The following is a 15,250-nucleotide window of genomic DNA, read 5'->3' as shown; positions in this document are numbered from 1 at the left end:
AATTACACATCAAGATTAATTACATTGAGTGCATTCTGTTCAATAAATTCTTTTCTAGGCTCAACTAAATCTCCCATAAGGGTAACAAAAATTTTTTCAGCCTCAATAGCATCATCTATATTTATCAATCTCATTTTTCTTCTAGCAGGATCCATAGTCGTTTCCCAAAGCTGAGTTGGATTCATCTCCCCGAGACCTTTATATCTTTGAAGAAAGATATTATTGCGATTTTTAGTTTCAATAGAATCTAAAAATTTTTCTTTTTCTTTCTCGTCATAAAAATAATAAATACGATTATCATACTTCATTTTATAAAGAGGAGGCATTGCTATATATATATATCCATTTTCAATTAAATCTCTCATATATCTAAAGAAAAAAGCTAAAAGCAAGGTTCTAATATGAGATCCATCAACATCAGCATCTGCCATAATAATAACCTTGTGGTAACGAAGTTTTGTAATATCAAAAGTTTTGCCAACTCCTGCGCCAAGAGATGCGATTATAGGAATAAGCTTGTCATTGGTAATTACCTTGTCCTCCCTTGTTTTCTCAACATTAAGCATTTTCCCCCATAATGGTAAAATGGCCTGAAAAAATCTATTTCTACCCATTTTGGCACTTCCTCCAGCAGAATCACCTTCTACAATATAGATCTCTCTTTCTGAGGGGTTTTTAGAAGCGCAATCAGCCAATTTTCCGGGCAATGCCAAGCTTTCAAATGCATTTTTTTTCCTTTCTGATTCTCTTGCTTTTCTTGCAGCCTCACGAGCACGAGCGGCTCTTATTGCTTTTTCAAGAATAATGTCTATCTCTAAAGGATTTGAATTAATAATTTCCAATAAATGCTCATATACAATAATCTCAACTATTTTCTTTATCTCAGAATTACCAAGCTTACTCTTTGTTTGACCTTCAAATTGAGGTTCTGGAACTTTAACAGAAATGACAGCTGTAAGTCCCTCTTTAAAATCATCTCCCGTAAGATTTGGAATATCTTTTTTACTTATTTTTGAATTTTTAAAAGCTTCGTTCATAGCCTTAGTAAGTCCACTTCTAAACCCCATAACATGGGTCCCCCCTTCTCTTGTATTAATATTATTAACAAAAGAAAGAATATTATCAGAATAACTTTCAGTCCATTTAAGACCTACATTAACAATAACATCATTAATAAAACCATCAATATAATAAGATTCTGATTGAAAAGCTTTACTGTCATTAGTTAAATAATCTACAAAAGATTTTATCCCACCTTCAAAATAAAATTTTGAAGATTTTTCTTTGCCAGCCCTTTTATCTTCAATTGTAATGTATATTTTATCGTTTAAAAAAGCAAGCTCTTTAAGCCTTTTTTCAAGAACATCGAAATTATAATCTAAGGTTTCAAAAATTTCAGAATCTGCTAAAAAAGTAACCTTGGTTCCCGTAATAGAAGATTCTCCCACAACTTCTACTTTAGAAGTTGGAATACCTTTTGAAAAAGTTTGCCTAAAAATTTTTCCATCCCTATTGACATAAACCTCTAAAAATGAAGACAACGCATTTACAACCGAAATTCCAACGCCATGCAACCCACCAGAAACTTTATAAGTACCCTTATTAAACTTACCGCCAGAATGTAGTTTTGTTAAAACAAGTTCAAGAGCACTAATTCCCTCTTCTTCATGAATATCAGTGGGAATCCCTCTCCCATTATCAATTACAGTTATGGTATTATCTAAATTAATAACAACATCTATTTTATCACAAAACCCAGCTAAAGCCTCATCAATGCTATTGTCAACCACCTCATAAACCAAATGGTGCAAACCATTAACAGAAACAGAGCCTATATACATACCAGGCCTCTTCCTAACAGCCTCAAGTCCTTTTAAGACCTGAATGTTACTAGCAACATAATTCATAAACCTTCCATTCATTTAATCAAAATCTAGACACAGATAAATTCTACATTAAAAAAAAAATAATATCTATTACATACAAAGCATCAAAAATTTTTAAAACTTAACAAACAACTTATATAGAATCCTAATTTAACATTATACTATATAATATTAAAAGTATAGTACTAAAACCAACAAGGACAAGAAATGGAAAAATCAAAAAATATATGGAGCTTGATTTTAACAGAAATAAAAAAAGAACTATCAGAAGAAGAGTTTTATGTTTGGTTTGAAAATTTGTATTTTTTAGAATCAATAGGTGATAATATTCAAATATCTACTCCAAATTTATTCCACAAAAATCAAATGGAAAAAAGATTTACAAAAAAAATCAAAGAAATCCTCACAAAAAATGGCTATAATAACGTAACAATTGTATTTACGAATCAACCACCTAAAACATATTCTAGCAAACAAGAAAGCGAAAAAACAACTTTTAACGAAACTTTGCAAAATTTTGACAAGCTCAAAGGAAATACACTTTCTAAAGAACCAATTCAAAGCATTAAAGATCACATAAAAATGTATATCAAAAAAGAAGAAGAGCCTACAAATTTTAGAAATCCCTTTCTTAAAAAAAGATATACATTTGAAAATTTTATCATAGGACCAAACAATAGACTTGCATACAACGCCAGCTTATCAATCTCAAAAAATCCTGGAAAAAAATATAATCCTTGTTTAATTTACGGTGGAGTTGGACTTGGGAAAACACATTTGCTTCAAAGCATAGGGAACAAAACAGAAGCATTACATAATAACCTAAAGATATTATACGTTACCGCTGAAAATTTTTTAAATGAGTTTGTAGAAAGCATAAAGACACATGAAACAAAAAAGTTTAAAAAAAAATATAGATACTTGGATATGCTACTTATAGATGATATCCACGACTTACAAAAAAAAGAAGGTATACAAGAAGAGCTTTTTCACACATTTAATGCCCTTTATGAAGACAATAAACAATTAGTATTCACATGTGATCGATCTCCTTCTGAGCTTACAAATTTTACAGATCGACTAAAAAGCAGGTTCACAAGAGGATTAAATGTTGATATATCAAAGCCCAATTTTGAACTCAGAGTCGCTATTATTGAAAAAAAAGCAGAAGAGGATGGCATAAAGGTTCCTAAAGATATACTAAATCTGGTTGCTCAAAAAGTTACAACAAATGTAAGAGACCTTGAAGCTGCTGTAACAAAACTAAAAGCATATATAGATTTAGACAATATAGAAATTGACATTGACATTGTTGAAAAAATAATCAAAGAAATAATAATTTACGAAAAAGAAACAACCAGTGAATCAAGCAATAAAATAAATATCGAAAATATAAAAAAAATACTCTTGCGGGAACTAAAAATTGCACATAAAGACATTGAGGGACATAGCAAAAAACCAGAGATAACAAAAGCTAGACATATTTATGCGTACCTTTTGAGGAATTTTACAGAGTTATCAACAGTTGAAATTGGAAAAATTATTGGAGGAAAAACCCATTCAACAGTACTTTATTCAATAAATAAAATAGATAGGGACAGAAATAATGACGAAGAAATCAACAATTTAATCACAGAACTTATGAACAAAATAAAAAAAAATTAAGCCTAATTGAAAAATCAAACATTCTTTTAAACAGTTAAAACAAATAATTTATCAAAAACACAACAAAAAACAAACCATAATTCAACAATATATTTCTTTATGCTATACAACATTAAATACAATTAAACAATCAAACAGAAACTTACTACTATTACTATTATATATATCTAAAAAAACTAAAAATAAAAAACAATAAAAACTTACAAAGATAAAATGTAATAAAATATATGAGGGGGTATTATGCTAAATAACACATTTTTTATTTGCGAAACAAATCAAATTACAAGTGAAATAGAAAAAGCAAAAGGAATAATATTAAACAGAAATATGAATGACATTTGGAGCGCATTGTTAATTGAAATAAAGAGATCTAATCTCATAATTAAATCAACAGACAGAAACATATTTTTTGAAAGCACAATATCAATTATTTCAGAAACAGATTTTAAGGTATTAATTAATGCCTCAAATTTTTATGACGCAGTAAAAGCATTCAGTTTTTACAAGAAAATTAAAATAGTTTTTAATGAGAATAACAGCAAATTGGAAATCATGGGAGAATCACAAGATGAAAAAGAAGAAAAATGTGAGGATCACTTAAAAGAACCTACCTTTTCATACGAAGAAATAGAAAATTACAATTATGATATGGTCAATGAAGATTACACTTTTGAAATTGAATTAAAACAAAAATCTTTAAAAAAAATAATAAATAGAATAGCTTTTTCAGCACATCTTGATGAATCCAAAAATGTATTAAATGGTGTATTTTTTACAAAAGGTGAAGATTCCAAATTATTGCTCGTTTCTACTAATGGCCACAGAATGTCTATTTGCAAAACAGAAGTCATAGTTGAAGAAGATGTTAATTTTATAGTTCCTGTAAAAATATTTAATTTTTTAAAACACCTTATGTCAGGAGAAGGTATGGTTAAAATAAAGTCTTCGGATAAAAAATTTTATGTTGAATTTGATAATTATAAAATAGCCTGCAGTTTGATTAGTGGCAATTATCCTGATTACGAGAGCATTATACCTAAAGAACAAGAAAATAAGTCTTTGGTTTCGCTAAGCATTTTAAAAGATAGACTCGCAAGAGTTAATTTATATGTTGATAAGTCAAAAAAGTTGATTTTAACTTTTTCTGAGCTTCAATTAAAACTTCTTGGAGAAGATTTAATTACTGGAAGAAAAGGTGAATTTTTCATTAAAAATCCGAACTATCTTTATAAAGGATCAGATGAAGTTATGGCAATTAATATTTCATATTTTATTGAAGCTATTAGTGTTTTTGAAACTTCGAAGATAGAAATACAATTTAATTCGGGGAATGTATTGAAATTGAGTGAACCTGAAAACTTTAATTTTACACACTTGATAATGCCGATGTCTTTAGGTTAAAGTGAATTATTAATGTGATTTTAAATATTAAAACAAGCTTTTCTAAAGTTTATTTTATATTGTTTTTTACATTGTGGTATAAAAAAATGTTATGAATGATTCTGCTTTTAAAAAAATAGGTAATGTTCTTAAAGATTATTTAGAATCTAATTTGCTTATTAATAAAAAAATAAGTTCAAAATTATTGATTGCTGACAAATGGAATCAGATCTTTAAGACTTTATCAGATGATGTAAAATTTTTAGATTTTAAAAATGAGCAGGTTCTTTTCCTTGAAGTAAGTAATTCAAGTCTTTTGTATAGCATATCAATTAATAAATCAAAGATAATAAGGGAAATAAAAGAATTAACGGGGATTGCAATAATAGATATAAAAGTTTTAGTAAAGTGATCCTTATTGACAATCGCATTTATATACTATACCATTGTAGTGTTCAATTTGCAGCTTAGTAGCGAGAAATTATTTTTAATGGAGGAGCGTTTTGAAAAGAACTTATCAGCCTAGTCGTGTTAAAAGAAATAGAAAATTTGGGTTTAGAGCTAGAATGAAGACTAAAGGTGGAAGACTTATTCTTGCAAGACGAAGGGCAAAAGGAAGAATAAAATTAACCGTTTCTGATGAAAAAAAGAAATATTAGTCTAAAATCAAAAATAGAAATTCAAAAAATTTTCAAAGAAGGCAATCTGATTAGATTTAGTAATCTTAATCTTAAAATGTTCTTTAAATCAAATAATTTGATTTATTCTAGACTTCTTGTTACCTTTTCTAAAGGTTTTAGGGGGTCTGTTAAAAGGAATCGTGTTAGGAGGCTTTTTAAAGAAGCTTTTAGGAAAAGATTAGTATTATTAGAAGGTAGAGCTGTAGATATTATTTTTGTAGTTTCTTATAACAGGTTGAATTTGACGTATTTTAGTATTGAATCTCTTATAAAAAATTTAGTTTTAATGGTGTGAAGGGGTATGAGTGAATCAAAGTAAAAGAATTCTAAGAACGGTTTATTTGTCTTTATTTTTAATAGGTCTTTTTATGCTTATTAATGATATTTTTTCTTCCAGCATGTTAAGCTTTAATTCTTCTGACAAGGAAGTGCAGTTTGATTTAAATAAAAGTTTTGATGATAATGAAATATTTTTAAGTAAAAGCAATAGCTTCGATTTGATTAATAAATCTCAAAATATTGTTGTAGAAACAGAAATATATTTTGCTACTTTTTCGACATTTAGAGGAAATTTGGTTTCATTAAAGCTTAAAAATCATTTAAATTTGGAAAAAGATCCTACAGATTTGATTAATGTTAATTATCAAAATGAAACTTTTTTCGATGTTAGTTTAGACTATTTAGTAGAGGATTTATTTTTGTATAAAAAAATAGATGATTTTAATCACGAATTCAAGGCTTATTTTAAAAATCATGGCAAAACTTATGAGTATGTAAAGAAGTATACATTTTCGGAAAAAAATGAATACTTAATGAAATTTACAGTTATTGTAAATAGTCTTGATGATTATAACTTATTTGATATTGATTCTTATAAAATTGTTTTTAGTTCTGAGATTGAGAGATTGAGTGATAAAGCTAAGCTACAATACAATAATTATTTATCTCAAATAATTTATTATGACAATAAGCTTAAATATGGTAAAGATGGCCTAAGTATTCACAATCCCAGATGGATTGGTTCTAGTACTAAGTATTTTGAGGTGTTGGTTTCTAGAGAAAATATGGAGGTTGAGTTTAAGAAGGAAAGAGGAATTCTTAAATCATTTATTGTCAATAATGTTGGAAATAAAAAAAACATTAGTGATGAGTTTTTTATTTATGCTGGACCTAAGGACAATAGATATCTAGACATTTTTGACAAGAGTGGTGACAATACCTTCGGTTTATCTGATATTGCCTTTGGAATGTCAGTAGAAAAGAGTTTGTGGTATTTAATTCAAGTTCCTATGCAAATGGTAATGCAAGTTTTTTATGGTGTTATACCTAATTGGGGGCTTTCAATTATTTTTTTGACAATTGTTGTTAGAATACTTATATTTCCTTTGACATTTAAGGGATTTAGAGCTACTGCTGAGCTTTCCAAACTTCAACCTAAAATGAAAGAACTTCAAGTAAAGTTTAAGCATGATCCCAAGAAGTTGAATGAAGAGATGGGAAGACTTTATAAAGAAGAAGGGGTTAATCCTCTTGGAGGGTGTTTTCCTGTAATTTTGCAGCTTCCTATATTTTTTGCTCTTTATTCACTTGTAAATAACTTATTTTTATTAAGAGGAGCTAGTTTTATTCCAGGATGGATTGACGATTTGTCTATTGGTGACAGTGTATATCATTTTGGATATAAGCTTTATTTTGTTTCTTGGACTGATATTAGAATTTTACCTTTTATTATGATGTTTACTCAATTGGGATCTACAATTGTTAGTTCTAATCTTGATTTAAAAAATCTTGGAGCACAACAGAAGTTTTTATATTTTGGAATGCCTATTATGTTTTTTTTCATACTTTACAATATGCCGTCAGGGCTTTTGATATATTGGATTACAACAAATATTTTTACTATTTTGCAGCAATACTATATAAAGATGCATTTGTCTTAAAGGGGGAATAATATGAGCTATGAATTTTACGGAAAAACCGAACAAGAAGCAATAAAGAAAGCAATGAGAGATCTTGAATTAAAAGAAGGTGAGTTTGATGTAGAAATTTTAGATAAAGAAAGGGTTGGATTTTTATTTAAGAAAGAAATGATTAAAATAAGAGTTTCTCCTCATGTAAAGGAAGTTAAAAAAGGTGGTTTTGAAATTAAAATTGGGGATGAAATTTGTGATAAAATTTTAGAATTTGTAAAAGAAATGCTAATTAAAATGGGATATTCTGTAAATTTGACAATAGAGCCCAAAGAAGGAGGGCATATTAAGATTTCTATTGAGACAGATAGTCCAAATATTTTAATTGGACGAGAGGGTAAAAATTTAGATTCTTTGCAGCTTTTGACAAATGTTTATACTTCTAAGCTTATTGGTGAAAATGGTTCCTTTAATAGAGTTGTATTGGATATTGGAGACTATAGAGAACGATTTAAATCTAGGTTTATTAATTTAGCAATAAATTCTTTTCATAAAGTTAAAAGAACCAGGCGTTCTATTTTATTGCCTTCAATGAATCCTTTTGAAAGAAGAATTATTCATACAACTTTAAATCGTTATAGTGATATAAAAACTGAAAGCGAGGGTGATGGAAATATAAAAAGAATAAGAGTTTCTTATGTCAGAAATAATAGGTTTAGTAGCAATAATTCTCGCAGTTATCAAAAAAGAGATCTTGGTTTTAAAAAATAAATTGATGGTGTCAATTTGTATTGAATTTTAAAGGGGAATGATAATATGAAAATTTTTTTAACTGGAATTGCAGGGTTTATTGGATTTCATGTAGCTAGAAAGCTTGTAGAAGAAGGGCATGAAGTTTTAGGTATAGACATATTAAATGATTATTATGAACTCAAATTTAAAAATGAAAGATTAGAGGCTTTAGGTTTTTGTCCCAAAGATGTCAAAATTCATAAGATTATTAAGAGTGAAAAATATAATAATTTATCCTTTGCCTATCTTGATATCCTAAATAAGGATAAACTACTAAAACTTTTTAAAGAGTATAAGTTTACACATGTTTGTCATTTAGCTGCTCAAGCAGGCATTAGAGATAGTCTTGAAAATCCTGATAGCTATGTTTCAATAAATATTGTTGGATTTTTTAATGTTTTAGATGTATGCAGGATTTATAAAGAAAACATTAAGCATTTTGTTTATGCTTCAACTTCATCGGTTTATGGTATAAATGAGAATATTCCATCTAGTGAAGATTCTATTACGGATCATCCTTTAAATTTATATGCAGCTAGTAAAAAATCTAATGAGATGATAGCTCATGCTTATAGTGCGTCTTTTAATATTCCTACAACAGGGCTTAGATTTTTTACAGTTTATGGAACATATGGAAGACCTGACATGGCTTTATATTTATTTTCAGATGGAATTAAAAATGGTGAGCCCATTAATATTTTTAACAATGGGAATATGGCTAGAGATTTTACATATGTAAGTGATATTGCAAACGGCGTTTACAAAGTGTTAAAAAATCCAGCTAAGAGTGATTGTAATTTTGACGTTAAAAATCCAAATTCGTCAACATCTTCTTTTCCTTACAGAATATATAATATAGGGACTGGGCATGCAACTAAATTGTTAGATTTTATTAGAGAGCTTGAGGCTAATTTTGATAAAAAGGCTCTAAAAAATTATATGCCCATGCAAAAAGCAGATGTTGTGGAAAGCTGTTGTGATATTGTAAAGCTTAAAAATGATGTGGGATATGAGGCTAAAATTTCTATTCAAGAAGGAATAAAAGAATTTTCACAGTGGTATAAAATGTTAGAGTCTACTGGGAAGGTTTAATTTTAAGCTTTTTTATACAGCATAATAAATTTTATGTTTACTTTTAGTTTAATAATTAATTAATTAATTAATTTATTGATTTAAATTCAATTCTATTTCTTAGGTGTATAATTTATTATAGGCATTTGATAAAAGAAAAAATAAAATAGAAAGGAGTGATATAAGTGGGTGTTTTAGACAAGATTAAACCTGGTGTAGTTTATGGGAAAGAACTGCATTCTTTATATGAAATATGTAAAAAGGAAGGATTTGCTATTCCTTCTATTAATTGTATAGGAACAAATTCTATTAATGCGGTTTTAGAAGCAGCAAAAGAAATTAATTCTCCTATTATGATACAATTCTCCAATAGTGGTTCTGCTTTTATTTGTGGGAAAGGATTGAAGATAGAAAAACCGCAAGGAGTTTCAATAGTTGGAGCCATTTCTGGTGCTATGCATGTTCATTTGATGGCAGAGCATTATGGAGTTCCTGTTGTTCTTCATACTGATCATTGTGCTAAGAATTTGCTTCCTTGGGTTGAGGGGCTTTTAGAGTATGGTGAGAAATACTATAGTCAGCACAAAAGGCCATTATTTTCTTCACATATGTTAGATTTGTCGGAAGAACCTATTAAAGAAAATATTGAAATTTCTAAAAAATTCTTAGAAAGAATGGCAAAAATTGAAATGTTTTTAGAAATAGAGCTTGGGATTACGGGTGGAGAAGAGGATGGAGTTGATAATTCGGATAGGGCTTTGCATGAACTATTTTCAACTCCCGAAGATATTTACTATGGATATTCAGAGCTTTTAAAGATTAGCCCAAATTTTCAGATTGCAGCAGCTTTTGGAAATGTTCATGGAGTATATAAACCGGGAAATGTTAAGCTTACTCCAAAAGTGTTAAAAGATGGTCAAGATTATGTCATATCAAAAACAGGAGTAAATGTTACTAAGCCAGTTTCTTATGTTTTTCATGGAGGGTCTGGATCTACAATTGACGAGATTAATGAGGCACTTTCTTATGGGGTTGTAAAGATGAATATTGACACAGATACACAGTGGGCTGCCTGGGAGGGTGTTTTAAATTATTATAAAAAAAATGAAAGTCGTTTACAAGGTCAATTAGGAGATGGTAAGGATATTGATATTCCCAATAAGAAATTTTATGATCCAAGAGTTTGGTTAAGAGAAGCTGAAGTTTCCATGAAAGAGCGTGTAAAGATTGCATGTAAAAATCTTAATAATATTAATAGGAATTAAATAAAAATTCACTAATTTTTATTTGTAAGCTGCTTTTTGAGCGGCTTTTTTTATTATTCTATTATGCTTTATATATTTAATTATAAAATGATTGATTATTCGATGTATTTCCCTATTATTTATTTAGCCATCTTTTTTTATTATTTTTGCTTATTCTTTTCAAAACTTAAATAAAAATATTAATTTATAAATGATTGTTAAATATTATGTTTATGAGTCTTTTATGATTAAATAAGGAGGCAATCAAGATTGTTTCTAAATTTCCAAAAAAGCATTTTGCTCTGGATTGACTTCATGTCTTTTAGAAGTGTTTGTTGTTTGTGAAAAATTAAACTTGAGCTTTCTTTCTTTGAAAGAATAGTAGGTTATTGTAAAATCCCAAGGAATACGGTTTAACTGATTTTTATACTTTAAAAGTATATAGTATAAGCTATATTTATGAATTTAAACATCATCAGTAACAATATTTATTCCCAGTTCTTTTAGTTGTTCATCGGCGATTTTAGAGGGGGAGTCATCAAGAGGACTTGCCGCAAAAGAATTCTTGGGAAATAGTATTACATCTTTTATTGAAGTTGATTTTGTCATTAGCATTATTAGTCTATCAATACCAATTGCAATGCCACCATGATTAGGGGCGCCATATTCTAATGCTTTTATAAAAAATCCAAATCTATCTTCTGATTTTTCTTTTTGAAATCCTATTATGTTGAAGATTCTTTGTTGAAGTTCTTTATTGTGTATTCTAATTGAACCTGAACCAAGCTCTACACCATTTAAAACAAGATCATAAATTTCACCTATGGTTTTGTTTGGGGTTTTTTCTAAACTGGCAATATATCGCTTTTTAGGAAGCGAGAACATGTGGTGAGCTGGCGTATAGGTTTTTGTATTTTCATCATATTCAAATAGTGGGAAGTCGTAGACCCATAGAAATTCAAATTTATTTTCATCTATTAGTCCAAGATCGTTTGCAATTTTTATTCTAATTTGGCCCATTGCTTTACAAGCAGCTTCCCATTTTTTATTAGCTGTAAAGAAAATTATGTCATTATTTTTTAGAGAATAGGTTTTTATTAATTGCTGTTCTTCTGTTTTTAAAAATTTTGCAATTCCTCCAGAAAATTTGTTGTTTTCAATTTTTGTAAAATAAAGCCCTTGTGTTTTGTAAAGCTTTGCAATTTCTTCTAAATTATTTATTTTTGCTCTTGAAAACTTATCAGCTTTATCTTTTACTATTAAAATTTTAATTGAACCTTTGTTTTTTAGAGTATCTTTGAATACATTGAATTCTGAATTTTTTAGATTGCGACTTATATCTTGCAATGTAAGTTCAAATCTAGTATCTGGTTTATCGCTCCCATATTTATTCATTGCCGTTTTGTATGCTATTTTTTTGAATTTTTTAGGTAATTTAATATTAAGGCAATTTTTAAATATTAAAAAAAGCATATTTTCTATTAATTTGAAAATGTTTTCTTTTTTGATAAAGCTCATTTCAAGATCGAGCTGAGTGAACTCTGGTTGCCTATCTCCTCTTGAATCTTCGTCTCTGTAGCAACGGGCTATTTGAAAGTATTTATCAAATCCTGCTATCATTATAAGCTGTTTGTAAAGTTGTGGAGATTGAGGTAAAGCATAAAAAGATCCTTTATGAATCCTTGATGGGATTACAAAGTCTCTTGCGCCTTCTGGTGTTGATTTTACAAAAGTTGGGGTTTCTAGTTCTAGAAAATTTTTTTTTACTAAAAAATTTCTAATAAGATGAGTAGCCTGACATCTTAAAATGATTTTATTTTTTAATGAATCCCTTCTTAAATCTAAGTATCTATATTCAAGCTTTGAGTTTTCACTTGCATTATTGTCATCTTCTATCATAAATGGCAATTCATTACACTTTGAGATAATTTCAATATTTTTTGCCAATATTTCAAAAGATCCTGTTTTCATATTTTCGTTTATCATGTTGGGAGGCCTTTTACTCAATAATCCTTGGATTTTAATGCAATATTCAAGTTTTATTTTTTCTGCGATCTTTAAAAGGTGTTCTTCGGTTATCAGAACTTGAGCTTGTTCATATCTGTCTCTTATATTTAGAAAGATAAATTTTCCGTGGTGTCTAATTTTTTTTACCCAAGCATTTATTTCAACTTTTTTGTTTATCAATTTTTCATTCAATTCATTACATTTGATAACTTTAAACATAATTTAGCCTACTATTATATTATAAATTTCTTTGTCTGTTTTCGCATTTAAAATTTCTTTTTTGTATAGATCAACTTTGCCTACAACAGATGCCAAGATTCTGGGATAGCTAACATAATCTTTTGCTGGGCATAATATTAATATAAAAACATGGCTTAAATTTTTGTCAAGAGCATTAAAATCAATCCCTTCATGGCTTATTCCTATTGCAATATGTATTTTTGAGATTAAATTTGTTTTTAAATGAGGAATAGCAAAGCCTTCTTTTAGTGCAGTAGTAATTAATTTTTCTCTTTCCATTAAATCTTGAAATATTCTTTCTTTATCAATTTCAATGTTTATTACGCTTAGAAGTTCTCTTATTACATCAGCCTTATTGCTTGCTTTTAATTCTAAAATAATGTTTTCCTTTTTTATTCTTTTATTTAGGTTGATCTTACTAAGAATTTTATCATAATTTATTGAATAATCTAGTTTTTTTGCTCTTAAAGAGACTGTTTTAACTTCTTCGGTTATTTTTTCTAAGTTTAAGATTGTTTCTCTAAAAAGATCTTGTATTATAATTAAGTGCTTGTTTGGGCATTCGAATGTGATTTGACTGCCTTCTCGCTTTATTGAGAAGGATATATTATTTTTTCTTGCATTAATATATTGTGAAGAGTCATTTTTAATTTGTTGTGTGAAAAATCCTTCTTTTCTTAACTCATTTTTCAAGTCCCATACAAGAATTTTGGCTAAATTATCATATTCAAAATACACGCATATGTGTGTATTTTGATCTATTGGGAGCTCTTTTTTAAGTCCGCTTTTATTTATTTTGAATAAAAAGTTTATTATGGGTGTTACAATGATTGTTGGCAAAAATACCATTATTATTATTATTCCAAATATTTTTTGGCTAATAAATCCCGAAGATAATGCTACATTTGCCATAATAAGTGAAACTTCTCCTCTAGGTACCATCCCGGTTGCAATTTTTAAGGCCCCAAGTTTATTGAATCCTAAAAAGAGTGCTGGAATAAAGCAAAATATACTTTTAGTAATTATTGCTATTGTGCTAATTGCTAATCCTAAAATAAGAACTTCTTTTGAGAATATTTCATTAATATCTGACATAAGTCCAATTGATGTAAAAAAGATTGGGATAAAAAATCTTTCAAAGATTGTTAGTTTGTCTTGAATTACATATACAATGTCTGTTTTTGACATGGCAAGTCCAAACACATAAGCGCCAACAACAAAAGACATTCCTAGATTTTGGAAAATACTTGCAATAGTAAGGGCTAGAGAGAGTGTTATTACGGTTGCTAAGGTAACACTATTTAATTTTTTCAACAGTTTTGAGAGTGTTTCTGATACATATATTAAAGAGAAAGTTAAGCATAGCCAAATTACTATGCTTTGAATTATTGTTTTGATAGAGCTTGCTATATCAAGATCTGATATAGATCTTGATATAGTTATTACGCTTGTAAGCATAAGCATTGAAAGCACATCGTCAATAATTGAAGTTGAGATTATTGTCACTCCTTCTGAAGTGCTCATTTTTTTCTTTGCGGAGAGTATACTTGCTGCGATTCCTGCTGATGTTGGAGTTCCAATTATTCCAATAAAAAGCGAGGTTGGGCTTATTAGAGGGACATTAAAAATTATGCTGGCCATTAGTACAAAACTTGTGAAGGTGCCAATAACTTCTGTTATTCCAATAATTCCTCCGCGTGGCAAAAATTTGATAAACAATTTTAAGTCAGTTTCAAGTCCCGCTGTAAAAAGCAATATTATTGAAGCTATGGTAGAGATTGCAAATATTTTTTCATCTATTAAATAATTTTCTCCAATTTGAGTTATTCCTAATGGGAATAATAAAGGTATTTGAATTTTCCCAAAGGCATTCGGACTTAGAATTATTCCTGCTGTTATTTGCCCTATTACTTTTGGAATCCCTATTTTAGCTACTAGATTGCCCAGTGAAATAGATGAGATTACAATGATTGCCAGGCTCATGACAAAATATGACATTTTTGCTTCAATGTCATATTTTGTTGAGTATGAAAATAGAAGATTAGGTAAGTGCAATAATATTGTTGTATAAAAAATTTTTTTATTCATTTTTCAAGCTCTTTTTAAAAATTGCATTTTAGTAAGTTTGACAAATTTTTAATTACCAGTTTTTCTTTTTTCTCTACGACTATTATGTTTGCTTTTTCTTTGTATATTATTCCTAATATAATAATTTCAATTGCAGATTTTGCATCAGCTTTTCTATTATTCTTTTTTGTTATCTTGATATCGCATAAAGAGTTTTTATTTGTGGATTCAGCAATGATGTTTGCTGACCTTGAATGTATTCCATCTTTATTTATTATCTCAATTTTTACTTCTTGCATTTTTTACTT

13 protein-coding genes are annotated in these 15,250 nt (G+C 28.5%); 9 read left to right on the top strand and 4 right to left on the bottom strand.

Going from position 1 to position 15,250, the window contains the following annotated elements:
- Positions 1–2: 2 nt before the first annotated feature.
- Positions 3–1,907 carry a DNA topoisomerase (ATP-hydrolyzing) subunit B gene (gene gyrB, locus BLA33_RS02105; RefSeq protein WP_029358080.1) on the bottom strand — a complete coding sequence of 635 codons (1,905 nt, stop codon included), beginning with the start codon at positions 1,905–1,907 and terminating at the stop codon, positions 3–5.
- Positions 1,908–2,093: 186 nt separating this feature from the next.
- Between gyrB and dnaA the strand changes: the two genes are divergently transcribed.
- From dnaA to fbaA, 9 genes are all read left to right on the top strand, one after another.
- On the top strand, positions 2,094–3,551 hold the full coding sequence (gene dnaA / locus BLA33_RS02100; protein ID WP_075226378.1) for a chromosomal replication initiator protein DnaA: 1,458 nt from the start codon (positions 2,094–2,096) through the stop codon (positions 3,549–3,551).
- A gap of 240 nt (positions 3,552–3,791) precedes the next feature.
- The gene (dnaN, locus tag BLA33_RS02095; RefSeq protein ID WP_029346531.1) at positions 3,792–4,952 is read left to right on the top strand and encodes a DNA polymerase III subunit beta; all 1,161 of its coding nucleotides are present in this window, start codon (positions 3,792–3,794) and stop codon (positions 4,950–4,952) included.
- Between the two features lie 91 nt (positions 4,953–5,043).
- The gene (locus tag BLA33_RS02090) at positions 5,044–5,343 is read left to right on the top strand and encodes a DciA family protein (RefSeq protein WP_029346530.1); all 300 of its coding nucleotides are present in this window, start codon (positions 5,044–5,046) and stop codon (positions 5,341–5,343) included.
- Positions 5,344–5,434: 91 nt separating this feature from the next.
- Positions 5,435–5,590: a 50S ribosomal protein L34 gene (gene rpmH / locus BLA33_RS02085; RefSeq protein WP_004791483.1), complete on the top strand. Its 156-nt coding sequence runs from the start codon at positions 5,435–5,437 to the stop codon at positions 5,588–5,590.
- Positions 5,571–5,906, top strand: a complete 336-nt coding sequence (rnpA, locus tag BLA33_RS02080) for a ribonuclease P protein component (RefSeq protein WP_029346529.1) — start codon at positions 5,571–5,573, stop codon at positions 5,904–5,906. Before rpmH ends, rnpA begins: the two co-directional genes overlap by 20 nt.
- Before the next feature lie 10 nt (positions 5,907–5,916).
- Positions 5,917–7,551 (top strand): membrane protein insertase YidC, encoded by a 1,635-nt coding sequence (gene yidC, locus BLA33_RS02075; RefSeq protein ID WP_075226377.1) that lies wholly within the window; start codon positions 5,917–5,919, stop codon positions 7,549–7,551.
- A gap of 12 nt (positions 7,552–7,563) precedes the next feature.
- Positions 7,564–8,292, top strand: a complete 729-nt coding sequence (gene jag, locus BLA33_RS02070; protein WP_004791214.1) for an RNA-binding cell elongation regulator Jag/EloR — start codon at positions 7,564–7,566, stop codon at positions 8,290–8,292.
- A 45-nt stretch (positions 8,293–8,337) separates the two neighbouring features.
- Positions 8,338–9,405, top strand: coding sequence for an NAD-dependent epimerase (locus BLA33_RS02065; RefSeq protein WP_029346528.1), 1,068 nt, complete (start codon positions 8,338–8,340; stop codon positions 9,403–9,405).
- A gap of 164 nt (positions 9,406–9,569) precedes the next feature.
- Positions 9,570–10,649 (top strand): class II fructose-bisphosphate aldolase, encoded by a 1,080-nt coding sequence (fbaA, locus tag BLA33_RS02060; RefSeq protein WP_029346527.1) that lies wholly within the window; start codon positions 9,570–9,572, stop codon positions 10,647–10,649.
- Between the two features lie 444 nt (positions 10,650–11,093).
- Here the strand turns inward: fbaA and aspS are convergent, their stop codons facing one another.
- From aspS to BLA33_RS02045, 3 genes are read right to left on the bottom strand one after another with little or no spacing between them, the layout of a single operon-like run.
- Positions 11,094–12,854, bottom strand: a complete 1,761-nt coding sequence (gene aspS / locus BLA33_RS02055) for an aspartate--tRNA ligase (protein WP_075226376.1) — start codon at positions 12,852–12,854, stop codon at positions 11,094–11,096.
- 3 nt (positions 12,855–12,857) lie between these two features.
- On the bottom strand, positions 12,858–14,963 hold the full coding sequence (locus BLA33_RS02050) for a cation:proton antiporter domain-containing protein (RefSeq protein WP_075226375.1): 2,106 nt from the start codon (positions 14,961–14,963) through the stop codon (positions 12,858–12,860).
- Between the two features lie 14 nt (positions 14,964–14,977).
- Positions 14,978–15,241 carry an HPr family phosphocarrier protein gene (locus tag BLA33_RS02045; RefSeq protein ID WP_029346526.1) on the bottom strand — a complete coding sequence of 88 codons (264 nt, stop codon included), beginning with the start codon at positions 15,239–15,241 and terminating at the stop codon, positions 14,978–14,980.
- Between the last annotated feature and the right edge of the window lie 9 nt (positions 15,242–15,250).

Origin of the sequence: Borreliella garinii (assembly GCF_001922545.1) — a bacterium.
Lineage (GTDB): Bacteria > Spirochaetota > Spirochaetia > Borreliales > Borreliaceae > Borreliella > Borreliella garinii.
The sequence above is the reverse complement of the archived record's forward strand: the minus strand, read 5'-3'. Positions and strand labels throughout refer to the sequence as shown.

Bases quoted from the DNA above. Each gene is read 5' to 3' on its own strand.
- BLA33_RS02045 (WP_029346526.1), bottom strand. From the start codon at position 15,241: ATGCAAGAAGTAAAAATTGAGATAATAAATAAAGATGGAATACATTCA.
- jag (WP_004791214.1), top strand. From the start codon at position 7,564: ATGAGCTATGAATTTTACGGAAAAACCGAACAAGAAGCAATAAAGAAA.
- aspS (WP_075226376.1), bottom strand. From the start codon at position 12,854: ATGTTTAAAGTTATCAAATGTAATGAATTGAATGAAAAATTGATAAAC.
- BLA33_RS02065 (WP_029346528.1), top strand. From the start codon at position 8,338: ATGAAAATTTTTTTAACTGGAATTGCAGGGTTTATTGGATTTCATGTA.
- dnaN (WP_029346531.1), top strand. From the start codon at position 3,792: ATGCTAAATAACACATTTTTTATTTGCGAAACAAATCAAATTACAAGT.
- dnaA (WP_075226378.1), top strand. From the start codon at position 2,094: ATGGAAAAATCAAAAAATATATGGAGCTTGATTTTAACAGAAATAAAA.
- rnpA (WP_029346529.1), top strand. From the start codon at position 5,571: ATGAAAAAAAGAAATATTAGTCTAAAATCAAAAATAGAAATTCAAAAA.
- BLA33_RS02090 (WP_029346530.1), top strand. From the start codon at position 5,044: ATGAATGATTCTGCTTTTAAAAAAATAGGTAATGTTCTTAAAGATTAT.
- BLA33_RS02050 (WP_075226375.1), bottom strand. From the start codon at position 14,963: ATGAATAAAAAAATTTTTTATACAACAATATTATTGCACTTACCTAAT.
- gyrB (WP_029358080.1), bottom strand. From the start codon at position 1,907: ATGAATTATGTTGCTAGTAACATTCAGGTCTTAAAAGGACTTGAGGCT.